We start from the raw sequence: 21,305 nt of genomic DNA on the forward strand, positions 1-21,305 counted from the left end.
ACCCTTGGTTTCTGCTACGCGAGGCGCGTCGGCACGCGCGCCCGTGTCCGTTGCTACTCGGGGATCGTCGGCGCGGACCTACACCTTTCGCCCATCCCGAACGGTCGGCATCCGCCGGTGGGGCCCGCCCCGGTTCTGGAGCGACAGAGCGAAGAAGCGCAGCGACTGAGCGGCGGAGTGAAGAACCGGGGTTAATAGGGCCCCACCCGCCCCGCCGAAGGCGGGGCAGATAAACACAGCCCCCACCCCGCCCCGCCGAAGGCGGGGCAGATAAACACAGCTATCGCTTCTGGGAGGGGAGCAGTGCCAGCTGGCGGCTCTGTGAGACCAGTGCGCCGGTGGAGTCGACCACGATCTGGTCCGAATCGAATATTCCGCCGCCGACCTCGTGTGTGGTGGCGATGATGCGTAGCCAGCCGGGGGCGGGGCGGCGGCGGAGGTAGGTCGTCATCTGAACTGTGGGTGACCAGCCGAAGTAGCCGAGGTTGGTGGGCACCGGTGGGCACATATCGGCGGCCATCATGGCGATATAGGAGGTGATTTCCGGGTCGGCCTGGTCGCCCGGTCGTGGGCGCAGCCACATACGCAGCCGGGGTTCGCCGTGGGCGTTCTCGATGAACGGCGCCCATTCCCGGTCCAGGAAGGCGTCCATTCCGCGGGCCACGTGCACGATCCGGCCCATCGACGAGCCGGGTTCGTAGCCGATGGCGTCGGCCGTGGGTTCCACTGGGAGATCGGTGTGTTCCGGGGTGTAGAGCGGCGGCCGGTCGGGGCTGTCCAGGTGACCGAATGTGAACGCGGTACGGACCAGCGGTCGGCCGCGCTGTACCAGCGTCACGTCCACCAGGCAGATCTGGCGGCCCACTTTGCGGACCGTCACCTCGTAGAGCACCTCGCCGGGTTCCGGGGCGCCGAGGAAATCGGTACTGCCCGATAGCGGCGACATACTCGCGCGATCCGGTTCCACCGTACGCAGCCAGCGGCTCGCCGCGGCAGCCGAGCCGGCGACCATTGTGCCGCCGTGTACTTTCGGCCCGATGGTCCAGATTTCGTCGATGACGCCGCGATAGCGCCCGTCGCCCGGTTCGTCGGCGGCGAGTTCGGTCAGGGCACAGACCCGGCTGAACGGTGCGTCGGTGGCCGCCAGTTCCCGCTCGGCGCTCAGTTCCGTCTCCGTCGTCATCGGTACTCCTTCTCCTCGGCCCGGTAACCGTTCCGCGGGGTGCATACTGCCGGTCAATCTTGGTACAGCGCGCCCACAGCCGTACAGGCGGACCGGTAGGGGCGGTGTTTCAGGAGCGACGCGGGCCTCCCCGAACTCGGCGCAGTGGGGCGCGGTCGACGGCCGGAGGACACGATCAACGGGTCTCGATCGGGCTGGGGTCGGGCGAGGTGATCGCCGGATTCAGATGGGTCCTGGCGAATGCGAGCGTGCGCTCCAGCATCGCGGCCCGGGCTGCCGTGGTGCGCGCCTCCTGGGTGTTGATCTCGGCGACCGCGTGGCCGGCGAAATCGTTTCCGACCAGTGCCGCGCATACCTGAGCGCACGGCTGGGTGCCCTCGCCGGGGACCAGGTGCTCGTCGTGCGCGGCGCCACGACCGTCGGCCAGATGCAGATGGACCAGGCCCGCGCCCATCCGCTCGGCCAGTGCCAGCGGATCGGTGCCGGCGGTGGCCGTATGCGACAGGTCGAGCGTGTAGTGCCGGAATCCGGTGTCGGTGGGGTCGTATGTCGGGCTGAACGCGGTCAGCGAAAGGCCCGGTCCGCCACGTCGTTCCAGCCGCTGGATATCGCGGGCCCGGCGGGCGAAGAGCCGGTCGGCGCGCATCGGGAACATGTTCTCGACCGCTACGGCGACCGAACTGCCCTCCTCCAGTTCGGCCACCTGGTCGGCGAAACCCTCGGAGTAGCGGCGCTGCCAGCGGAACGGGGGGTGCACCACTACGGTATCGGCGCCCAGCGCCTCGGCCGTCCGCACACTGCGTTCCAGTTTCGATATCGGATCGGCGCCCCATACTCGCTGTGAGATGAGCAGGCAGGGCGCGTGCACCGCGAGTACCGGTACCGCGTATTTGCGGGCGTAGCCGCGTACGGTGGTGACGCTCTGACTGGCAGGTTCGGCCCAGACCATCAATTCGACACCGTCGTAACCCAGTTCGGCCGCATAGCGGAAGGCGGCCTCGGTGTTCTGTGGGTAGACCGAGGCGGTCGACAGCCCCACCTTGATTCCGCGGCGCCGCCTGTCGTCCCGCGAGCCGGCCGCGGGAGGTATGCCTGCCATCGCTGCCTCGCTCAGCCCGTACTGAGTAGAAATGCCAGCGGTCCCAGCGTGACGAACACACCGACCACCACAGCGATCACGGTACTGAACATATCGTCGCCGCGCCGCAGGATCCGCACCAGCGCGACGAGCCCGAGGATGACCACGACCGCCAGCGCGAGCGCGATGAGTGGTTGTGCCTCCCACATCATCTCGAAACCCTTGAACGCCAGCATCCCGCCGATCGCCGCGCCCACGCTCTGCGCGCCCAGCACCATCCACTGTTTGCGCGGATCGTCGGTGGTCTCGCGGTCGGGAGTGCGCGCGGCCGCGCCGAACTTGGCCTTGGTGGCCGCGAATTTCCCACCGGCCGCCCCGAATGTGCCGGTCAGTGCCGAACGCGCACGACCCAGGCGGTTCTCGCGGTCGGCAGTGTCCTCGGGGTCGTCGTAGTCGGGATCGTATTCCGGTTCGAAATCACCGGTTTCGAACTGCTCACCGGCGGGGGCCGGACCAGGTAGCGGCCGCATGGGGCCGTGCACATCGGTGGCGAAGATATCGGTCTTCGCGAAGCCCGGATCCGGATCGAAATCCGGGCCGGGCGCGAATCCGGAGTCGAAACCCTGGTCCGGGCCGAAATCCTGGCCGGGGTGAAAACCCTGGTCTCGGCCGAAGTCCGGGGCAGGCGCCCCCGGGGCGGGCGGCACCGGCCGGCCGTTCCGGGGTCCCGGGCCACGGAAGTCACCGTGGTCGGGTGTTTCGTGCGGCGGCACTTCCAGCCCCTGGAGGCCGGCCCGCAACCGCATCCCCTGGTCGGCCGGTGACCAGGCGACGGTATGCGGGTCTCCGTTCGCCGGCTCGGCCGGTTCCGGCCAGGGCGCGGCCTCGGGCAGTGGACGCGCACCGCGCCGGCGGCGCTCGAGTGCGGGCCGGGCGTCGTCGGCGGACGCCTCGGCTGCCTGCCAGACCTCGGTGGGTGGGGCGGCCCCGGGTGGCCCGAGCCGCGGCGGACCGTCGAATCCCTGGCCCGGCCACGACGGACCTGCGTCCGGTCCACCGAACTCCGGCATTCCCGGCGGGGTGGGCGCGCGCCCGAAATCAGCGGGCCCCGGGGGCAGACCGTAGTCCACCGGCGCCTCCGGTTCGGGGGCGTATTCGGCCACCGCGGCGGCTTCGGCGGCTTCTGCCGCGCGCCGGCGGGCAGCACGTCCACCGCCCGGAGTCGGTGGACCGGCCTCCCACGAAGGGTTCTCCGGCGCCTCGTTCGCGTAGTGGCCGTCCGCGGCGTAATCGTCTTCCGGATCCGGGCGTCGCCGACGGCCGCTACGGCGCGGCTCCTCCACCGGCGGGAACTGGTCGCGGCCGTCCGCGAACGCGTCCGGGTCGCCCAGCCTGGCGGGAGCGCCGTCACCGGCGGGTCCCGCCGGGTAGGGCTCGAGCGGGTTGTAGACCGTGATCGGACCCGACATCGGCGAATAGTTCGGGTCCGGCGGAGCGTACGAGACCTGTTCGCCCCCATACGCTTGCTGGTCGAAACCGTTCCCGGCCGGTCCACCGGCTTCCGCGGCATAGGAACCGGGCTCTTCGGCCGGGTCCTCCGCTTCGGCTTCGTCGGGGGCCGCGTGCGCGGAACCGTTGCGTTCGACGACCGGGATATCACCGGAGAGGTCGTCGACCGAGAGCCCGCGCCCACCGCGGCGCCGCCTGCCTCCGCCACTGGAGGTCGGCTGCTGTCCGTTGCGGGCCAGCAGTTCGGCTACCGACAGTTGATTGGAGTTCCTGCTCATGAAGGCACCGTTTCGATCGGGCCCGCCGACGTCTTGCCGCCGGACGCCGAACCGTTACCGGTCGCCGCTTTCGGTGCGTTGGTTGTCAGTGGTCCACCATCCATATCGGTATCCAGTTTGCGCAGGATCAGCCCTTCGCGCAGCGCCCACGGACAAATTTCCAGCGTATCGAGGGAAAGTGCGCGCATGGCCGCCTCGGCCACGAGCGCTCCCGCCACCAATTGCTGGGACCGGTCGGCGCTGACTCCCTCCAGTTCGGCGCGATCGGAGGCGGTCATCCGGGAGATGAACGCGATCAGCTGACGCAATCCCGAACTGGTGAGTGTCCGCTGGACCCTGGGTCCGGCGCCCGAGGGCGCCGCACCGGTCAGCCGGGCCAGGGAACGGAAAGTTTTGGAGGTGCCCACCGCCAGATCGGGCCGTCCCGCTTCGGCGAGCTGTTTGGCCGGATCCACCATCTCGGCGGCGAGCCAATCGCGGAGGATCCCGATACGCCGTTTGCTCGGCGGATCCTCCGGTAACCATTTACGGGTCAACCGGCCGGCGCCCAGTTGCAGCGACACCGCGACTTCGGGCTCCTCGTCCACACCGGTACTCACCTCGAGGGAGCCGCCACCGATATCGAGGTTGATGATCCGGCCGGCACTCCACCCGTACCAGCGGCGCACGGCCAGGAAGGTCAATCGCGCCTCGTCCACTCCGGTCAGGACCCGCAGGTCCACCCCGGTCTCCGCGCGCACCCGGCTCAGCACTTCCTCGGAGTTGGTCGCTTCGCGCACCGCCGAGGTGGCGAACGCCATCAGCTCCGAACAGCCCGAGGTGGCGGCGAGACTCGCCAGATCGGCCACCGTATCGACGAGTTTCTGCTCCCCCACCGAGGTGATCCGGCCCGCGTCGTCCATGTTCTCCGACAGCCGCAACGATTCCTTGGTCGAGCTCATCGGCATGGGATGCCCACCCCGATGCGCGTCCACCACCAGCAGGTGAACGGTGTTGCTTCCGACATCGAGGACACCTAGACGCACACGGACACGGTACTTGGTGTACCTGAACACCAGGCGACCCGGTTGTGGTGTTAGCGTTGAGGGTTGTGACGTCAGGCGCTGCCGCGAACGACTCCGTCCCCGCTCCCACCGATCTTCCGATGCCGAAGATGCGGCCCAGCCGGGAAGTACCGCTCGACTTTCCGCGCGAGTGGCTCGAGTTCGTCGATCCCGACGACGACGAACATCTGATCGCCGCGGATCTCACCTGGTTGACCTCCCGCTGGACCTGCGTTTTCGGCACCCCCGCCTGTCAGGGCATCCTGGCCGAGGAGCCCGATTCCGGCTGCTGCACCCACGGGGCCTTCCTCTCCGACGACGACGATCGCAAACGTCTGCGCAAGGCAGTCAAACTGCTCACTCCCCAGGAATGGCAGTTGATGGACGAGGCGCGCAACGAGCACGGCAAGATCACCCGTAAGGGCTACCTGGAGACCGACGAACTGGACGGCGAGCCCGCCGAACGCACCCGCCGGGTCGGCGGGGCGTGCATCTTCCACAACGGCCCGGATTTCCCGGGCGGGGCGGGCTGCGCACTGCACATCATGGCCCTGCACCGCGGTGTGGAACCGCATACGGTCAAACCGGACGTGTGCTGGCAACTACCGATCCGCCGTACCCAGGACTGGGTGGACCGGCCCGACGGCGTGCGGATCCTGCGCACCGTGATCACCGAGTACGATCGGCGCGGATGGGGCCCGGGCGGGATCGACCTGGACTGGTATTGCTCCGGTTCACCCGATGCCCATATCGGGGAGCGACCGGTCTGGCAGTCCTACCGATCCGAACTCATCGAGCTGATCGGGGAGCCCGCGTATCAGGAACTCGAACGGCAGTTGCAGCGGCGGGAGGGCACCGGAATCGGTGCGGAGCATCCCGCGACCACCCGGGCGCTGCGTAAGGCCCGGGAGAACGGTCAGCCCGAGCGTCCCGCTCGAATAATCGGTCTCGACCTGCGATAACGGGAGCAGAGCATGGCGCGCAGCCCCTGGATGCGATGGCCGGCCGGTACGGCGGCGCTGACAGCTGTCGGTATCGCCTGGACGGTGGCGGCCGGCGCGGCGGGAGCCGGACCCGCCACCGATCCACACCAGTTCACCGACCGGACCGCGGAGTTCGTCCCGTTCGGCGATCCGAACGCCTTGGCGGCCCGCGACGCCGGCCGATACCTCGTACTCAGCCCGCACGGCGTCCGCCACAGTATCGTCTGCCGCGGTGACGGTGCGGCGGTGCCGGTCTACGACTGCGCCCAGGAGGACGGTCTCGGCTGGGCACCACTGCACCGCACCGATACGCCGGTCGGCGAGGTCTGGGTCTACTTCCCCTGATCCACCGGATCAGGCCTCCAGCTTGTACCCCAGCCCCCGCACGGTCACGAGATGTTCGGGCCGCGCCGGATCGGATTCGATCTTCGACCGCAGCCGCTTCACATGCACATCGAGAGTTTTGGTGTCGCCGACGTAGTCCGCGCCCCACACCCGGTCGATGAGCTGACCGCGAGTGAGCACCCGGCCCGAATTACGGAGCAGGTATTCCAGCAGGTCGAACTCTTTCAGCGGCAGGGTCACCGGTTTCCCGTTCACCAGCACCGTATGCCGGTCCACATCCATCCGTACCGGACCCGCCTCCAGCACACCGTTCTCGCTGCTGGAGTCCAGTTCGTCGCCGGCGCCGCGGCGCAGCACAGCCCGGATGCGGGCGATCAGTTCCCGCGCCGAGTACGGCTTGGTGACATAGTCGTCGGCGCCGAGTTCGAGCCCCACGACCTTGTCGATCTCGCTGTCGCGGGCGGTCACCATGATGACCGGCACCCCGCTGCGGGTGCGCAGCTGTTTGCAGACATCGGTGCCGCTCATACCGGGCAGCATCAGGTCGAGCAGGACGATATCGGCGCCGGACCGGTCGAATTCGGCGAGCGCCGAAGGACCGTCTCCCACGACCGTGACCTCGAAACCTTCCTTGCGGAGCAGGAAGGCGAGTGGATCGGCCAGCGACTCCTCGTCCTCGACGATCAACACACTGGTCATCTGCGTGCCTCCACACCGTTCGTTCGGCCCGGACCCGAGGGGCGCGGGCTGGTTTCTCTTTTGGTCAGCACGGGCGGACCGACGGCGGCGGTGCCGTCGGCCTCCTGATGCGCGGGTATGCGCAGGGTGAATGTCGAGCCGGTGCCGAGTTTGCTCCACAGGGTGATCTCACCGTTGTGGTTGGCGGCCACGTGTTTCACGATAGCCAGGCCTAGTCCGGTGCCGCCGGTGGCGCGGGAGCGCGCCTTGTCGGAGCGGAAGAATCGTTCGAACACCCGTTCCTGGTCGTCCTTGGCGATGCCGATACCGCGGTCGGTCACGGCCATCGCCACATAGGAGCCGCGCACCGACCGGCTCACCGAGACGTGTGAGCCCCGCAGTGAGTAGGCGATGGCATTCTCGACCAGGTTCGACAGGGCGGTGATGAGCAGGGTTTCGTCGCCGAGGACCTCGAGCCCGCTGGGCCGGTCGGTGCTGACCGTGATCCCGGCGGCCTCGGCCGCGGTGCGGGATCGGTCCACGGCCTGGTTGACGACCGTATCGACGTCCACGACTTCGAGTTCGGGAAGTTTCTCGGCCCCCTGGAGCCGCGACAGCGCGATCAGTTCGGTGACCATCTTCCCGAGCCGGCCGGCTTCGGCCAGTACCCGCTGGCCGAAATGCCGGACGGCCTCGGGATCGTCCGCTGTCTCGAGCAGTGCCTCGGCCAGCAGGCTCATCGCCCCGACCGGCGTTTTCAGCTCATGGCTCACATTGGCGACGAAATCGCGGCGGGTCGCTTCCATCCGGGCCTGTTCGGAATCGTCGTCGGCGAACAGGACGGTGAAGCTGGTCTCCTCCGGGGACAGCGGCCGCGCGAGACCGCGCACCGCGATCCGGCCGCGACCGGGTGTCGGTTTATCGGCCGTGAGATCGAACTCCGCCGTTTCACCGGTCGCGAGGACCTTCTCCACCGCCACCCAGGCCCGCTCCTCGAGCAGCCGGTTACGGACCAGGCCGAGTTCCTCGGCGCGCGGGTTGACCAGTACGACATCGCGGTATTCGTCCACCACCGCGATACCGCTCTCCGAGGCCAGCACGATCAGGTCGAGGACCTGCGACATCGTGAGGCCGGAGTCGGCTTGCCGCCGCTGCGCCTGCCGGGCGTTCATATACGGGATCACAAGTCCGCCGACGGCCAGTCCGACGACAGCCGCCAGGACTGCCAGCAGTACGGCCTGGGGAACGCTCACATGAAGAATCGTACGGTCGACGACAGGTAAACAAACCCGGGGTCGGTGAAGTTTCGTGCAGGTCACGGGCGATTACTTGGTTGTTCGCCGGGCGTTTACTCGTTGTTCGGCAGCGAACAGGTTTCGATCGTCCCGGGCGTGTTCCGAGGGCCGGAAACGACAACGAACCCCATTATGTCTGGGACACAACGGGGTTCGTATCGCGCGCGTGGACGCGGGGGTTCACCAACCGGGGTTACCGCGCACCGGCAGGTTCACGAAACTCGGCCGGTTCGGGTCGAGCTGCACATGCTGCGGTTTCAGGCCGGTGTCGATGATCATCGGCAACGGCGGCACACCCTTCGGCGCGTTGCCCGCGTAGACGTCCACCCGCACCCGGTGCCCCGGTTCCAGCTTCGCCTCGATCGCGGGAACCGCGATATCGAGCGTGGTCACCTCCCCGGGCACCGTGAGCCGCCGGTTCTCCAAGGTGGTGAAGGGCCGCGGGTCGGTGTAATCACCGTTGGCCGATCGGCTGCTCAGGGAATCGTCGATCTCGCGCAGCGAGGCCATCAACTGCCCCGACGACAGCACCCGGGACTGCCCGTCGGGCGCCACATCGTTGACCGTCACCGACCAGTAGCCGTCAGCCGCGTCCTGCACCGTCTGCAACTGCACGGCGATGGGCCCGGAGATCTCGACCGCCTCGGCCACCGGTGCGCTGGTGAAGGTCAGCCCGTTGGTCTCCTGGATCCGGGAATCGGCGCCGCAGGCGTTGATCACCGCGACCACTCCGGCGGTCGCCTGGCCGCCGTCGTTGGAACACAGTCCCGTGAGCCCGGGCGCGACCGTCAGGCGGGCGGAACTGTCGGCCACCGTGCCCAGCGACCCGTCGTGCACGCTGTGCCCGCCCGTTCCGCTCGGCGCCGCCGAGAGGTACATCCGCCGGTATTCGGCCGCCTGATCCGCCGGTGCGCTCTCGCCGAACCCGGCCTTGGTCACCCAGCCGCCACCCTGCTGCCGCAGGGTCACCGGACCGTACTGGTCGATCCCGTTGTCGATGCCCTTCAACCATTTGTCGAACCAGGCGCGCTGCAGCACGTCCAGCCGCGGCGGCAACCCGGGTCTGCCCGATTCGCTGCCCGAGTTGATGTGATACGTATCGCCCATCAGCAGCTGTTTCTGCCCCGGCGGCACCGATATCGCGTTGTAGATCTGGGATTCGGAATAGGTGAACAGATCGTGCCAGCCGCCGGTTACGAAGGTCGGTACATCGATCTGCGCCGGATCACCGAGCCAGGCCTGCCGGTCCGGGCTGTCACCTCTGATCATCTCCTGCAAGCGCGGATCGAGATCCTCCACACGAGGTGTGGTGTAGGCGTTGAGGAATACGTCGAGGTAGGTGAACGGCGAGGACAACCGGTCACCGAGCCACCGCTGATCGAATGTGCCGTTCACCATCGACTGCACATCGGGCACCCATTTGGTCGCGTTGATCAGCGACATCCACAGCGGAATGAAGGCGAAGCCGAAACCGCCGCCGGGCATCAGCACGTCCTGTGCCAGATCGCTGCCGGGCACCACCGGGAAGAGTGCCTTCAGCGCGGGTGGATGCTGCTCGGCGGCCTGCAACTGGTTGATACCGGAATACGACATGCCGGTCATCCCGACCTGTCCGTCCGCCCACTGTTGCCGCGACGCCCAATCGATGACCTCGACGGTGTCGCGCTGTTCGCGCTGGCGCAACATATCCCAGACGCCCTGGGAGAAGCCCGTCCCGCGGACATCCACTACGACCTGGACGTAACCGCTCTTCACGAGTTGGCGGTCGACCGCGAAGTTGCGCAGGGCCCCGCCGCCGAGTGCCTTGGTGAGATCGGTGAGCCCGGACAGCGGTGTACCGGTCATATCGATATCGCGGGCCAGCTGGGATATCGCGTCGGACGCCCCCGGAATCGATCCCATGTGGTCGACGAGGTTGGACACGAGTTTCGTATAGGGCGTCATATTGACGAGTACGGGCAGCCGGGTGTCGATCGGCCGGGACGCGGCGTCGGCGGGCCGGTACACATTGGCCTTCAACACTGTGCCGTCGCTCATCGTGATCGGCACATCCCAGGTGATGTCGATACCGGGATACTCCTGCGGACCGTCGTGGGTGGCCGCCCACTGTGCCCCCGCCGCTCCCCCGTCGGGACCGGAGACCACCGGCGCCGCCCCGGCGCCACCGCCCAGCAGTGGCATCAGCAGAATTCCGGCCGCCATAGCCACGGTGGCTCGTATCACAAACTTCATCGGTCGTGATCCATCTCTCGGACTGGTCGGACGTTCGAGAGCTTACACAGCGTTACCGGCGAGTAACGAGAATCTGGCCTGCCGGAAACGGGATTTTCCGATTACGCGACCGAATACGGTGTTCTCGCACAAGCGAAGCCGTCCACATCCGTGGCACATCACAGAATCGCGATATCCCGGGCCCGCTCGATAGGTACCGGTACGAAAAAGCGCCGCAACCCGTTCCGGGTCGCGGCGCCGTGATTCGGACTACCTTCCGCCCTGGCTCGCGACCGCGGCCGCACCGGCGGCCGCGGCCTCCGGATCAAGGTACTCCCGGGGGCGCACCGGACGCAGATCATCGTCCAATTCGTAGCGCAGCGGAATTCCGGTGGGGATATTCAGCCCGGCGATATCGTCGTCGGAGATCCGATCCAGATGTTTGACCAGGGCACGCAACGAATTACCGTGCGCCGCGACCAGCACCGTCTTTCCCCCGCGCAGTTCCTGCGAAATGGTCGACTCCCAGTACGGGACCATCCGGTTCACCACGTCCAGCAGGCATTCCGTACGCGGGACCTCGATACCGGCGTATCGCGCGTCACCGTCCTGGCTGTACTCGTCACCGAGTTCGATCGGCGGCGGCGGTGTGTCGTAACTGCGCCGCCACAGCATGAACTGGTCCTCGCCGTACTCGTCGCGGATCTGCGCCTTGTTCTTCCCCTGCAGCGCGCCGTAGTGCCGTTCGTTGAGGCGCCAGTCCCGCACCACCGGGATCCAGTGGCGGTCGGCGGCGTCCAGGGCGATATTCGCCGTCGAGATCGCGCGGCGCAGCAGGGAGGTGTAGACGATATCGGGCGCGATGCCGTGCTCGGCCAGGAGTTCACCGGCCCGTTTGCCCTCGGCGACGCCCTTGTCGGTGAGATGCACGTCCACCCAGCCGGTGAACAGGTTCAGGGCGTTCCATTCGCTCTCGCCGTGGCGCAGCAAAACGAGGGTGTTCGTCATGCGGGCCATCCTGCCATGGCGCGATCCCGGCCCACGCACCCCCGGGGCCCGCTACCGCCGCCGCTGTCCCGGTCCGGGCAGGTCGGCCGCGAGGATGGCCGCGCCGCGCAGTGTCGCGCCTTCCGCGAGACGGGACGGCTCCACCCGGAGTTCCCGGATGAATCCCAATCCGGCGTGCCGGGCGGCCGCGGCCCGCAGCGGCGCCCACAGCGCTTCGCCCGAGTCCGCGAAACCGCCACCGATCACTACCGTGTCCACATCGAGCAGCGCGGCCGCGGAGCTGACCGCGGTACCCAGGGCGGTACCGGCGCGTTCCAGGGCGGCCGATGCGATCGCATCGCCGGCGCGGGCTGCGCGAGCCAGTTCCGCGCCGGTGTCACCGGACCAGCCCTGCGCCCGCGCCCAGCGCACCGACGACATCCCGCTCGCCACCGCCTCCAGACAGCCGAAACCTCCGCAGGCGCAGGGCACGTCCCATCCCGGCACCACGATATGACCGATATGACCGGCATTTCCGGTTCGTCCCGTCGATACACGGCCGTCGACCAGAATGCCCCCGCCGATCCCGGACGAGACGGTCATCGCCAGTCCGTTCCGCAGCCCGCGCAGCGCACCCGAATGATGTTCGGCCAGCGCCAGACACGCACCGTCGAGCGCGAAACGGATCGCGGCATCCGGGAACAGTGCACCGACTGCCGCGACAATCGCGAACCCGTCGCGCCACTGCGGGATATTGAGTGCCCGGGTGATCCCGGCCGGAACGTCCACCGGCCCCGCCGATCCGATACCCACCGCCGTCACCGCGGCCCCGGCCGCGACCGCGCGCAGCAGCTCACTGCATACCTGCCACACATCGTCGGCCGGGACCGGGACCCGCCGCACCGAACTCACCCGGCCCGCGTCGTCCACCAGTCCCGCGGCGAATTTCGTCGCCCCGATATCCAGTGCCAGAACCGCCACCGCTCCTCCTGAAGATCCGATCCGCAGAATCCGATTGTGACCCATGCGCGGCCGGGTTCCGCGCTGTCACACCTTCGGACGCGATCCCACTCGGTCAGGAGGCCCAGGGACCGATACCGCCGACCTTGTCGATCCGGATCCGGGTGAGCAGGCCGGGCGGCGCGTCCGGAGGCGGGAAGGCCGCACCCGGGCTCGCGAGCGTTTTCGCCAACTCCGCCAGCAACTCCGGAGCGCCACCCTCGACGATGCGCGCGGTCCCGGTGACCGACAGATACGGCCGCATGATCTCCCCCTTCTCCGGGGACAGGATGGTGACCGCCACCCGGGGATCGCGGCGCACATTGCGTACCTTGCGGTACTCACCGAGGTGGGCGGTGACCAGCTCGTCACCGTCCGGCCCCTCCTGCAGCGCCACCCACACCACGCTGACCTGCGGACTTCCATCCGAGTTCACGGTGACCAGCGTGGCGTCGGCACCGGCGCCGATGAATGCGCGAGCGGCATCGTCGAGTTTCATGCTCTGTTCTACCCTTCGCGTGGTCCGTTCATTCCCGGCGCCCGTCGTCGGGCTGTTCCCCGTACCCGACTCCGGTTCACGGCGCGACGAGCGGCTCCCGCACGTATGCCCGGCGCAGCAGTTCGGCGAAGTCGGGAGCCACGGGGACAGTGACAGTTCCGATCCGGTGCACGAGTACCGCGGGGGTCCACGAGTTCATGACCACCGCCCCCGCGAGACCGGGCAGATCCGGTACCGCGATCTCTTCGGTTCGCTGTGGCACGCCGAGCCGGTCCAGCTGTCTGCCGACGCTGCCCATCATGGTCCCCGACAGTATGTCGGCCCGGGGCCACACCACCGAATCCCCGTCCCAGAACGCCAGATTCCAGATGGTCGCCTCACTGAACCGTCCGGCACGGTCGACGAACGCCGCGTCGTCGAACCCCTGCCGGACAGCCCGGCGCAGGTAATAGGTCTTGGCCACTTCGCCGACATGCTTCACCCGCGCGAGCGGGCGCTCGTACTCCACCACGGCCAGCGCGAGTGGACCGGAGGGGCCCGACGCGGGCGGACCGGTGCGTACCAGGACCGAGAGGTCGGCACCGGCCGCCACGAACTCACCCGTCCGGGAGAACACGGTGGCGGTCAACGACACATCGGCCGGACTCGCGGCCAGCGCCGCGCGCAGGAGTTCGCGCACCCGATCGTCGGGAAGCGCGTGGCCGAAGAGTTCCCCGGACGCCTCCCGCAACCGATTCAGGTGCAGGTCGAGACCACGAATCCCCCCGTCCCGCACCTGCGCCGCGGTGAAATGGGCGTAACCGGCGAAGGCCAGCGGTGCCAATTCCGCCGCCGAGGCGGTACGGCCGTCGATCTGGGCGGTGTGCACAGTCATCGTGTCTCCTGCTGCGCGAGTACGGAATCGAGGGTTTCACCGCTGTCGAAAACAAGGTCTGTTCGCATGGCTCCACCGTCCACATTCACACCATGTGAGGGTCAAGCGCCGGAATCACCGGCACCGGATCCCGGTTGTTCCACAGGAGATCAGGAGGACCGACCATGCGAATCGGCGAACTCGCGGAAGCGACCGGCACCAGCCAGCGGCTGCTGCGCTATTACGAAGAGCGCGGACTGCTGACCCCAGAACGCGGCACGAACGGATACCGCCGTTACCCCGAGACGGCCGTTCGTGACGTCACCAGGATCCGCCGTCTACTGGCCGCGGGGTTACCGATTCGCGTGATCGACGAGGTCATCGACTGCGGTTGGGACGGTACCGGGCAGGTCGAGCCCTGCATGGAACCCATTCTGCGCGCCGAACTGACAACCCTGGACGGCAAACTCGACGACCTCCGGCATCGCCGCACCGAACTGCTCGACCTGATCGAACACGTGGGCGCCCGCTGAACCCGGATCAGTTCGGATCGGCGGAATCGACCAGATGCTCGAAGGCGCGCAGGTTCTGCAACGATTCACCGCGCGAGACCCGCCACTTCCATTCCTTGCGGATGGATTCGGCGAAGCCGAGTTCCAGCAGGGTGTTGAAATCCCCGTCCACCGCTTCGAGGATCTGCCCGAAGATCCGATCCAGTTCCTCGGCGGTCACCGCATGCGTGGCCGCCCGGCCCACCAGATAGATATCACCCAATTTGTCGATCGTGTACGCGACACCGTAGAGACGCCGGTTGCGGCGCAGCAGATATTTGTAGACCCCTTCGAAATTCTCGTCGGGTTTGCGGCATACGAACGATTCGAAGCGCACCCCGTGCGCTCCGAGGGTCAGCATCACATTGGTCTCGAGCTTCCGCTCGCCCGGTAGCACCGCGACGAACACATCACCGCTGGGGTGGGTGTACTCGATCTCGCGATCGCGCAGTGTCTCCTCGACGATCCGCGCGGTGGCCGATGTCCCGTTCATCTGCGCACTCCCGTCCGGCGCCGCCACAGCGCCCGCGATCTGGCCTGGCTCTCGCCGAGGATAGCCGGGCCGCGACCGTGACCGCCGAGCGCGGCGGTATAGCTGTGCAGCAGTTTCTCGGCGGTATGCGCCCAGGAGAAACCCGCCGCGTGCGTTACCGCCTGCGCGCCCAGCAGCCGCAATCGCTGTGGATCGTCGAGCAGATATTCCAGCGCGCCGGCCCAATCCGGAGTGCGGTGCCCGGCCACCAGCAACCCGCTGTGCTCGTGCCGGACCGCGGTACCCAGCCCGCCGACCGCGGCCGCCAGCACCGGTGTCCCGCTCGCCTGCGCCTCCAGAGCGACGAGCCCGAAGGATTCGTTGTGGCTCGGCACCGCGACCAGATCCGCGGCCCGGTACACCTGCACCAGCCGGTCCGGCGGCTGCGGCGGCAGGAAGGTCACCTGGTCGGCGACCCCGAGTTCGGCGGCGAGTTCGATGAGCGCGTCCGGCCGCTCCAGTCCGGTACCCGACGGACCACCCACGATCAGTGCTCGCAGCGGGCGTCCGGGTCGCCGCCGCACTGCCTCGGCGACCGCGCGCACCAGCACGTCGGGCGCCTTCAACGGCTGGATCCGGCCGACGAACGCGACGATCTCCTCGTGCGCCGCCAGACCGAGCTCGGCCCGGGCCGCCGCCCGGTCACCCGGACGGTACCGGGTGAGGTCCGCGCCCGGCGGCACGATATCGACCCGGTCGGGCAGTGCGCCGTACAGCTCTATGAGGTCCCGCGCTTCCCGCGCGGTATTGGCGGTGAGCCGGTCGGCTTCGGCGATGACCTGCTTCTCACCGATCTCGCGGGTCGCCGGTTCGGGGGAATCCCCCTCGGCCAGGGCAGCGTTCTTCACCGCCGCCAGCGTGTGCGCGGTGTGCACCAGCGGCACCCGCCACCGGTCACGGGCGAGCCAGCCGACCTGCCCGGACAGCCAGTAGTGCGAATGCACCAGGTCGTAGTAGCCGGGCAGCTGCCGGGCCTCCTGCCGCAGCACCTCGGCGGTGAACGGGCACAGCTGGGTCGGCAGATCGTGTTTGTCCAGGCCCTCGAAGGGCCCGGCCACCACATTGCGCACCAGGACGCCGGGCGCGGCTTCCTGCACCGGGGGCAGATTCGACGAAGTGGCCCGGGTGAAGATCTCGACCTCGGTCCCCCGCTGAGCCAGTTGGAGCGCGGTCTGGAGGACGTAGACATTCATCCCGCCCGCATCGCCCGTACCGGGCTGCGCCAGTGGTGAGGTGTGCACCGTCAGTACGGCGATACGGTTCGGCCGTCGGTCCGGGCGTTGACTCACGATGTCCATATTGCACGGTGCAACGCCCCGGCCCGGCGCCTCCTTCCCCGGTCGTGAAAGTGATCACACCTCGCCGGTTCGGCACTCCTTCCGGGCGTCGGCGTGCAGCCGTGGCGCTCGCCGATAAAGCCGGACAGATCGGGAAAACCGCTCGTCACGGACAATCAGGACGCCGTACCGCAGTCCGCCGAGAACTTCCGGACCTCGCTCACGAAGCGGGCCGGATCCTCGATGAACAGCCCGTGCTGTGCGTCCGCCCACACGGCGGCCCGGCCCAGTGGTGCGGTATCCGCGATATAGCGGCCGTCGGCGACCGGCACCACCGGATCCGCCGAACCGTGCAGGACGAGCACCGGGATATCGAGCCCACGCAGCGTCTCGGTGTTGTCCACCGAACGGTAGAACAGCGCCTTGCGTACGAACGGCGGCGTAGCCAGACTCGCACCGAACAACCGCTGGGCATCCGGACCCTTGTCCGGCCCCGGGCCCGTGTTGGCGTTCCCGAACGCGGCGAAACCGCGGACCGCCCGCCCCGCGCTCGTCTCGAACACCGCGGGAATCGCCTGCTGCATGGATTCCCCGACTTCGGCGCCCGGCACCCCTTTACCGATATTGGCCATCGCTCCGGTGTAGACGACTCCGGCGACCGCGCCCGTACCGTATTCGGCGAGGTAGTCGGTGATCACGATGCCGCCGTAGGACCACCCCAGCAATAGCGCGTCCGATTCGATGGATTCGGCGGCGAGGACCGCGGCGATATCGGCGGCCCAGTTCTTCGAATCGTCGTAACCGGAAGCGGGCGCGTCCGAATACCCGTGACCGCGCAGGTCGAGGGCCACGACCCGGAAATCGGCGGCGAAATCGTCGAACACCGGCCCCCAGCAGCGCAGATCCGCCGACCAGCCGTGCACCAGCACCAGCGGCCGCGCCTGCGCGGGCCCGCCCGTCCGATAGACGATGCCGGTCCCGTCCGCACTGCGCGCTTCCCGTATAGCCATGAGCGCATCATAGGATCGGGTGCATGAGCACACGCACCGCTGTTGTCACCGGGGCCAGCTCGGGTATCGGCGAAGCCACCGCCCGGGAACTCGCGAAACAGGGGTACCACGTGTACGTGGGTGCCCGCCGGGTCGACCGGCTGCGGACGCTGGCCGACGAGATCGGCGGGACCGCGCTCGAACTCGACGTCACCTCCGACGAATCGGTCCGGGCGTTCGCCGACGCGATCGAGAGCACCAACATTCTGGTCAACAATGCCGGTGGCGCCAAGGGCCTGGCCACCGTGGCCGACGCCGATCTCGACGACTGGCGCTGGATGTGGGAAACCAATGTGCTCGGCACGCTGCGGATGACCAAAGCGCTGCTCCCGAAACTCATCGCCTCCGGCGACGGCCTCATCGTCACCATCACCTCGGTGGCCGCCTTCCACGCCTACGACAACGGCTCGGGCTACACCTCCGCCAAACACGCCCAGGCCGTCCTGCACCGGACGCTGCGCGGTGAACTCCTGGGCCGGCCGGTCCGGCTCACCGAAATCGCCCCCGGCGCGGTAGAGACGGAATTCTCCCTGGTCCGTTTCGACGGCGACACCGACCGCGCGGCCGCGGTCTACCAGGGCATCGACCCCCTGGTCGCCCAGGACATCGCCGAAATCGTGGCCTTCGCCGCGAGCCGACCCTCGCACGTCAACCTGGACCAGATCATCGTCAAACCCCGCGACCAGGCCGACCCGGGCCGCTTCGCCCGCCGCGCCTGACGACTCTCACTCCGCCGGGTACTCGCGATCTTCGGCGAACTGACCGAACTCGGCCTCGGTCATCTGCGTGATACCTGTGTCAGGCCGCCACGACACAGCTCGCGGTCGGCGCGGCCGACCTCTCTACAACTGGATTCCCACCGTGACCGGTTCGGGCACCAGGACCACCCCGAACCGCTCCGCCACACCGTCGCGGACCGTGCGGGCCAGCGTGACGATATCGGCGGCCGTGGCCGCCCCGCGGTTGGTGAGGGCGAGGGTGTGTTTGGTGGACAACCGGGCGGGCGCGTCCGGCCCCGGGAACCCCTTGCCGAAACCGGCGCGTTCGATCAGCCAGCCAGCGGAGAATTTCACCCCGCCGACCCCTGGATACGTCGGGACCGATACCTCGCCGAGCCGGTCGCGGACCGCGGCCCGGACCCGGTCCACCTCATCGTCGGGAACCACCGGATTGGTGAAGAAGGACCCGGCACTCCAGGTGTCGTGGTCGGCCGGATCGAGCACCATCCCTTTACCCGCCCGCAGTCCGAGCACGGTTTCCCGGACGGCGTCCGCCGGCCGGGTTTCCCCGTCGGCGGCGTCCAGCCGGCGCGCGAGCTCCCCGTAACGCAGGGGCGCACTCGTGCCGTCGGGGTGCAGCGCGAATTCCACCGCCAGGACCACCGCGTCGTCGTGATGTTTGAGCCGGCTGGTCCGGTAGCCGAACGCGAGTTCGCCGGGACCCGCCCAGTGGATATCGCCGGTCGCCCGGTCCAGCAACTGCACCCGGCGCAGTAGATCCGCGACCTCGACACCGTAGGCGCCGACATTCTGCACCGGCGTGGCCCCGGCCGATCCGGGGATCCCGGACAGGCATTCCAATCCACCGAATCCGGCCCGCACGCTTTTCGCGACCACCCCGTCCCAGTTCGCACCGGCCTCCGCGGTGACACTGTCCGCTCCGAACTCGACCCCTTCGGTGGCCACCCGGACCACCACCGCCGCCACTTCGTCATCGGAGACCAGCAGGTTCGACCCTCCGGCGACCAGCAGCACGGGTACCCCGGCCGCGTCCAGCGCCCGCACGGTCGCCACCAGCGCCTCGGTGGTCCCGCAGTCGGCGACCGTCGCCCGGCCGCCGACGCGCAGCGTGGTCAGCTCGGCCAGCGGGACAGCGGGCCGCACGACCGCGCCCGTTCCGGCCAGCATCTGCCGCAGTTCGTCCGCCGGGACAGCCCGAGAAGTTCGCACGACCAGACGGTAGCGTGTTCGGTCATGGCTACAGCGCTGGCGTATACGGCTCGCTACTCTCATCCGGTCGCGGCGGTGCGCGAGGCATTCTGCGACGAGCAGTACTGGAAGGACCGGATCGCGGCCGTGGGCGGGCCCGCCGCCGAATTCGTCTCGCTGTCGGTCGAGGGTGAGCAGGTACGGGTCGAGGTCGTACAGTCCATCCCCGCCGATCTGCTGCCGCCCGCCATCACCGCCGTACGTCCCGGCGACCTGATCATTCCGCGGACCGAACTGTGGTCGGGGACCACCGGTACTTTCGAGGCGCGGGTCGAGGGGGCACCGGCGGAGGTCCGCGGCTCCATCACCGCCACCGACGAACCCACCGGCGCGGTGGCCGAGATCTCCGGCACGATCGAGGTGAAGGTTCCGCTGTTCGGCCGCAAGATCGAGGAGGCCATCGGCGAACGGCTCACCGAACTGCTGGCCGAGGAGACCGAGTTCACCAACACCTGGATCGCCGAGCAGCCGTAGCACCCGGGTGACCGCCGGTCGGCCGAGTCGAGCCTGCCCGGCCTCCCACGGCCGCGGCGGGTCCGGACGGTAACCTACCGCGCATGGCTCGCCGACTGGACTATTCCGCCCGCTACCCGCTGCACACCACAAAAGAGCTGTACGCGGCGCTGACCGACCGGGACTACTGGGAGGCCCGGATGGTCGAGATGCGGAAGTACTCGCCGAACGAGGTCATCAGTCTCGATGTGAGCGAGGACGGTATCGAGGTCGTCCTGCACCACATCCTGCCGCGCGAGACGCTGCCCGAGATCGCGCAGTCGGTGATGCGCAAGGACATGGTCATCACCCGCAAGGAGCGCTTCGGGCCGTTCGGCCCGGAGGTCGAGGGCAAGTATTCGGCGTCGATTCCCGCCGGGCCCGGCAGCCTCACCGGTACGACACGTCTCTTCCCGACCGATACCGGCTGCACCATGCGGATGTCCTCGGAAGCGAAAGTGTTCATCCCGATGATGGGTCCGCGGCTGGAACAGCTCATGCTGGTGAACCTGGTGGATCTGTTTCGCGCCGAGGCCGAAGTGACCCAGCAATGGCTGGACGAACAAAAACCGGCCGGCTGAGTGTTCCGCTCGGCACCGTCACCCGTGGCACCACCGGGACCAACCGGCTCCGCCGCAGCGACCGGCAGCTGACCGGAGATCCGCGGCTCGCCGAAGTGCTGCGCCGTGCCGCCGACCCGCTGGTGGTGGATCTCGGTTACGGCTCGCAACCGTGGACGACGCTGGAGCTGGCCGCCCGTTTGCGCACGGTGCGCCCGGATGTGCGGGTGGTGGGACTGGAGATCGATCCGGCACGCGTGGTGCCGGATCGTGACGGCGTCCATTTCGCCCGCGGTGGTTTCGAATTGGCGGGTCTGCGTCCGATCCTGGTCCGCGCGTTCAATGTGCTGCGCCAGTATCCGGAGTCGGCGGTAGCCGGAGCCTGGACGACGATTCTGTCGGGGCTGGCCCCGGGAGGTCTGCTGGTCGAGGGCACCTGCGACGAACTCGGCCGCCGGTGCGTCTGGGTGGTACTGGATCGTTCCGGCCCGCGCACCCTGACTCTCGCCTGGGATCCGTTCACCGTCGAACGCCCCTCCGATCTGGCCGAACGGCTCCCCAAAGCACTGATCCACCGCAATGTGCCGGGCGAACCGGTACATGCCCTGCTCGGCGCGGCGGACCGGGCGTGGGCGCACACCGCGCCCCTGGCCGTGTTCGGACCGCGGGTGCGCTGGCGGGCGGCGGCGGACCTCCTACGGGAACAGGGTTTTCCGGTCCACGACTACCGGCGGCGGCTACGCGACAATGTCCTGAGCGTTCCGTGGTCGGCGGTCGCTCCCGCTGGACAGGCGGAGCAATCCATGTGACTCGAATCACAAAACGACCATCTCGACCGCGCTGACGTCGACACATTCACCATCCGCCCACAACCGGCCCACAGAGCCGGCACAGAATCATCGTGAAGAATCTCGA

The 21,305-nt window shown here is 68.3% G+C and carries 22 protein-coding genes; 7 read left to right on the plus strand and 15 right to left on the minus strand.

The annotated features are described in order from the left end of the window. Positions 1 to 280: 280 nt before the first annotated feature. From ACWEWT_RS35425 to ACWEWT_RS35440, 4 genes are all read right to left on the minus strand, one after another. Positions 281 to 1,183: a thioesterase family protein gene (locus tag ACWEWT_RS35425; protein WP_452565268.1), complete on the minus strand. Its 903-nt coding sequence runs from the start codon at positions 1,181 to 1,183 to the stop codon at positions 281 to 283. A 175-nt stretch (positions 1,184 to 1,358) separates the two neighbouring features. Beyond that, on the minus strand, positions 1,359 to 2,282 hold the full coding sequence (locus tag ACWEWT_RS35430; RefSeq protein WP_452565269.1) for a sugar phosphate isomerase/epimerase family protein: 924 nt from the start codon (positions 2,280 to 2,282) through the stop codon (positions 1,359 to 1,361). An 11-nt stretch (positions 2,283 to 2,293) separates the two neighbouring features. Further along, entirely contained in the window at positions 2,294 to 4,048 is a 1,755-nt protein-coding gene (locus ACWEWT_RS35435; protein WP_452565270.1) for a hypothetical protein, read from the minus strand. Next, complete coding sequence (locus ACWEWT_RS35440) at positions 4,045 to 5,073, minus strand: Ppx/GppA phosphatase family protein (RefSeq protein WP_452565271.1); 1,029 nt, start codon at positions 5,071 to 5,073, stop codon at positions 4,045 to 4,047. Before ACWEWT_RS35440 ends, ACWEWT_RS35435 begins: the two co-directional genes overlap by 4 nt. A gap of 119 nt (positions 5,074 to 5,192) precedes the next feature. Between ACWEWT_RS35440 and ACWEWT_RS35445 the strand changes: the two genes are divergently transcribed. Next, positions 5,193 to 6,053, plus strand: coding sequence for a hypothetical protein (locus tag ACWEWT_RS35445; protein WP_452565295.1), 861 nt, complete (start codon positions 5,193 to 5,195; stop codon positions 6,051 to 6,053). Positions 6,054 to 6,065: 12 nt separating this feature from the next. Beyond that, complete coding sequence (locus tag ACWEWT_RS35450; RefSeq protein WP_452565272.1) at positions 6,066 to 6,419, plus strand: hypothetical protein; 354 nt, start codon at positions 6,066 to 6,068, stop codon at positions 6,417 to 6,419. 9 nt (positions 6,420 to 6,428) lie between these two features. Here ACWEWT_RS35450 and ACWEWT_RS35455 read toward each other — a convergent pair whose 3' ends face one another. From ACWEWT_RS35455 to ACWEWT_RS35485, 7 genes are all read right to left on the minus strand, one after another. Further along, on the minus strand, positions 6,429 to 7,118 hold the full coding sequence (locus ACWEWT_RS35455; RefSeq protein WP_062999755.1) for a response regulator transcription factor: 690 nt from the start codon (positions 7,116 to 7,118) through the stop codon (positions 6,429 to 6,431). After that, entirely contained in the window at positions 7,115 to 8,350 is a 1,236-nt protein-coding gene (locus ACWEWT_RS35460; protein WP_452565273.1) for a sensor histidine kinase, read from the minus strand. Before ACWEWT_RS35460 ends, ACWEWT_RS35455 begins: the two co-directional genes overlap by 4 nt. 222 nt (positions 8,351 to 8,572) lie before the next feature. Beyond that, on the minus strand, positions 8,573 to 10,624 hold the full coding sequence (locus ACWEWT_RS35465) for a CocE/NonD family hydrolase (protein ID WP_452565274.1): 2,052 nt from the start codon (positions 10,622 to 10,624) through the stop codon (positions 8,573 to 8,575). Between the two features lie 249 nt (positions 10,625 to 10,873). Next, complete coding sequence (locus tag ACWEWT_RS35470; protein WP_452565275.1) at positions 10,874 to 11,611, minus strand: phosphoglyceromutase; 738 nt, start codon at positions 11,609 to 11,611, stop codon at positions 10,874 to 10,876. A gap of 51 nt (positions 11,612 to 11,662) precedes the next feature. Continuing rightward, a complete protein-coding gene (locus tag ACWEWT_RS35475; RefSeq protein WP_452565276.1) occupies positions 11,663 to 12,571 on the minus strand; it encodes an ROK family protein in 909 nt (302 codons plus the stop codon). A gap of 94 nt (positions 12,572 to 12,665) precedes the next feature. Further along, positions 12,666 to 13,088, minus strand: a complete 423-nt coding sequence (locus ACWEWT_RS35480; protein WP_452565277.1) for a TIGR03618 family F420-dependent PPOX class oxidoreductase — start codon at positions 13,086 to 13,088, stop codon at positions 12,666 to 12,668. A gap of 76 nt (positions 13,089 to 13,164) precedes the next feature. After that, the gene (locus tag ACWEWT_RS35485; RefSeq protein ID WP_452565278.1) at positions 13,165 to 13,962 is read right to left on the minus strand and encodes an aminotransferase class IV family protein; all 798 of its coding nucleotides are present in this window, start codon (positions 13,960 to 13,962) and stop codon (positions 13,165 to 13,167) included. Positions 13,963 to 14,126: 164 nt separating this feature from the next. On the opposite strand from ACWEWT_RS35485, the gene ACWEWT_RS35490 reads away from it, so the two are divergent. Continuing rightward, positions 14,127 to 14,474 carry a MerR family transcriptional regulator gene (locus ACWEWT_RS35490; protein ID WP_452565279.1) on the plus strand — a complete coding sequence of 116 codons (348 nt, stop codon included), beginning with the start codon at positions 14,127 to 14,129 and terminating at the stop codon, positions 14,472 to 14,474. 7 nt (positions 14,475 to 14,481) lie between these two features. On the opposite strand, the gene ACWEWT_RS35495 is transcribed toward ACWEWT_RS35490, so the two are convergent. The 3 genes from ACWEWT_RS35495 to ACWEWT_RS35505 form a co-directional block, all read right to left on the minus strand. Then, positions 14,482 to 14,985: a YbjN domain-containing protein gene (locus tag ACWEWT_RS35495; protein ID WP_452565280.1), complete on the minus strand. Its 504-nt coding sequence runs from the start codon at positions 14,983 to 14,985 to the stop codon at positions 14,482 to 14,484. Then, complete coding sequence (gene mshA / locus ACWEWT_RS35500) at positions 14,982 to 16,322, minus strand: D-inositol-3-phosphate glycosyltransferase (RefSeq protein WP_452565281.1); 1,341 nt, start codon at positions 16,320 to 16,322, stop codon at positions 14,982 to 14,984. Before mshA ends, ACWEWT_RS35495 begins: the two co-directional genes overlap by 4 nt. A 155-nt stretch (positions 16,323 to 16,477) precedes the next feature. Next, complete coding sequence (locus ACWEWT_RS35505) at positions 16,478 to 17,311, minus strand: alpha/beta fold hydrolase (RefSeq protein WP_452565282.1); 834 nt, start codon at positions 17,309 to 17,311, stop codon at positions 16,478 to 16,480. Positions 17,312 to 17,334: 23 nt separating this feature from the next. Here ACWEWT_RS35505 and ACWEWT_RS35510 point away from each other — a divergent pair, with 23 nt between their 5' ends. After that, positions 17,335 to 18,069, plus strand: a complete 735-nt coding sequence (locus ACWEWT_RS35510) for an SDR family NAD(P)-dependent oxidoreductase (protein WP_452565283.1) — start codon at positions 17,335 to 17,337, stop codon at positions 18,067 to 18,069. Between the two features lie 123 nt (positions 18,070 to 18,192). Here the strand turns inward: ACWEWT_RS35510 and ACWEWT_RS35515 are convergent, their stop codons facing one another. Next, the gene (locus tag ACWEWT_RS35515) at positions 18,193 to 19,257 is read right to left on the minus strand and encodes a UDP-N-acetylmuramate dehydrogenase (protein WP_452565296.1); all 1,065 of its coding nucleotides are present in this window, start codon (positions 19,255 to 19,257) and stop codon (positions 18,193 to 18,195) included. A gap of 66 nt (positions 19,258 to 19,323) precedes the next feature. Here ACWEWT_RS35515 and ACWEWT_RS35520 point away from each other — a divergent pair, with 66 nt between their 5' ends. The 3 genes from ACWEWT_RS35520 (at position 19,324) to ACWEWT_RS35530 (ending at position 21,199) form a co-directional block, all read left to right on the plus strand. Then, positions 19,324 to 19,812 (plus strand): DUF2505 domain-containing protein, encoded by a 489-nt coding sequence (locus ACWEWT_RS35520; RefSeq protein WP_452565284.1) that lies wholly within the window; start codon positions 19,324 to 19,326, stop codon positions 19,810 to 19,812. A gap of 83 nt (positions 19,813 to 19,895) precedes the next feature. Next, positions 19,896 to 20,411, plus strand: coding sequence for a DUF2505 domain-containing protein (locus ACWEWT_RS35525; protein WP_452565285.1), 516 nt, complete (start codon positions 19,896 to 19,898; stop codon positions 20,409 to 20,411). Then, the gene (locus ACWEWT_RS35530) at positions 20,381 to 21,199 is read left to right on the plus strand and encodes a class I SAM-dependent methyltransferase (protein WP_452565286.1); all 819 of its coding nucleotides are present in this window, start codon (positions 20,381 to 20,383) and stop codon (positions 21,197 to 21,199) included. Before ACWEWT_RS35525 ends, ACWEWT_RS35530 begins: the two co-directional genes overlap by 31 nt. Positions 21,200 to 21,305 lie beyond the last annotated feature (106 nt).

It is taken from the genome of Nocardia sp. NPDC003963 (assembly GCF_053605105.1).

Bases quoted from the DNA above. Each gene is read 5' to 3' on its own strand.
- ACWEWT_RS35495 (WP_452565280.1), bottom strand. From the start codon at position 14,985: ATGAACGGGACATCGGCCACCGCGCGGATCGTCGAGGAGACACTGCGC.
- ACWEWT_RS35515 (WP_452565296.1), bottom strand. From the start codon at position 19,257: ATGCTGGCCGGAACGGGCGCGGTCGTGCGGCCCGCTGTCCCGCTGGCC.
- ACWEWT_RS35470 (WP_452565275.1), bottom strand. From the start codon at position 11,611: ATGACGAACACCCTCGTTTTGCTGCGCCACGGCGAGAGCGAATGGAAC.
- mshA (WP_452565281.1), bottom strand. From the start codon at position 16,322: ATGGACATCGTGAGTCAACGCCCGGACCGACGGCCGAACCGTATCGCC.
- ACWEWT_RS35480 (WP_452565277.1), bottom strand. From the start codon at position 13,088: ATGAAACTCGACGATGCCGCTCGCGCATTCATCGGCGCCGGTGCCGAC.
- ACWEWT_RS35525 (WP_452565285.1), top strand. From the start codon at position 19,896: ATGGCTCGCCGACTGGACTATTCCGCCCGCTACCCGCTGCACACCACA.
- ACWEWT_RS35490 (WP_452565279.1), top strand. From the start codon at position 14,127: ATGCGAATCGGCGAACTCGCGGAAGCGACCGGCACCAGCCAGCGGCTG.
- ACWEWT_RS35455 (WP_062999755.1), bottom strand. From the start codon at position 7,118: ATGACCAGTGTGTTGATCGTCGAGGACGAGGAGTCGCTGGCCGATCCA.
- ACWEWT_RS35485 (WP_452565278.1), bottom strand. From the start codon at position 13,962: ATGACTGTGCACACCGCCCAGATCGACGGCCGTACCGCCTCGGCGGCG.
- ACWEWT_RS35465 (WP_452565274.1), bottom strand. From the start codon at position 10,624: ATGAAGTTTGTGATACGAGCCACCGTGGCTATGGCGGCCGGAATTCTG.
- ACWEWT_RS35505 (WP_452565282.1), bottom strand. From the start codon at position 17,311: ATGGCTATACGGGAAGCGCGCAGTGCGGACGGGACCGGCATCGTCTAT.
- ACWEWT_RS35430 (WP_452565269.1), bottom strand. From the start codon at position 2,282: ATGGCAGGCATACCTCCCGCGGCCGGCTCGCGGGACGACAGGCGGCGC.
- ACWEWT_RS35450 (WP_452565272.1), top strand. From the start codon at position 6,066: ATGGCGCGCAGCCCCTGGATGCGATGGCCGGCCGGTACGGCGGCGCTG.
- ACWEWT_RS35510 (WP_452565283.1), top strand. From the start codon at position 17,335: ATGAGCACACGCACCGCTGTTGTCACCGGGGCCAGCTCGGGTATCGGC.
- ACWEWT_RS35445 (WP_452565295.1), top strand. From the start codon at position 5,193: ATGCCGAAGATGCGGCCCAGCCGGGAAGTACCGCTCGACTTTCCGCGC.
- ACWEWT_RS35530 (WP_452565286.1), top strand. From the start codon at position 20,381: ATGGCTGGACGAACAAAAACCGGCCGGCTGAGTGTTCCGCTCGGCACC.
- ACWEWT_RS35425 (WP_452565268.1), bottom strand. From the start codon at position 1,183: ATGACGACGGAGACGGAACTGAGCGCCGAGCGGGAACTGGCGGCCACC.
- ACWEWT_RS35520 (WP_452565284.1), top strand. From the start codon at position 19,324: ATGGCTACAGCGCTGGCGTATACGGCTCGCTACTCTCATCCGGTCGCG.
- ACWEWT_RS35435 (WP_452565270.1), bottom strand. From the start codon at position 4,048: ATGAGCAGGAACTCCAATCAACTGTCGGTAGCCGAACTGCTGGCCCGC.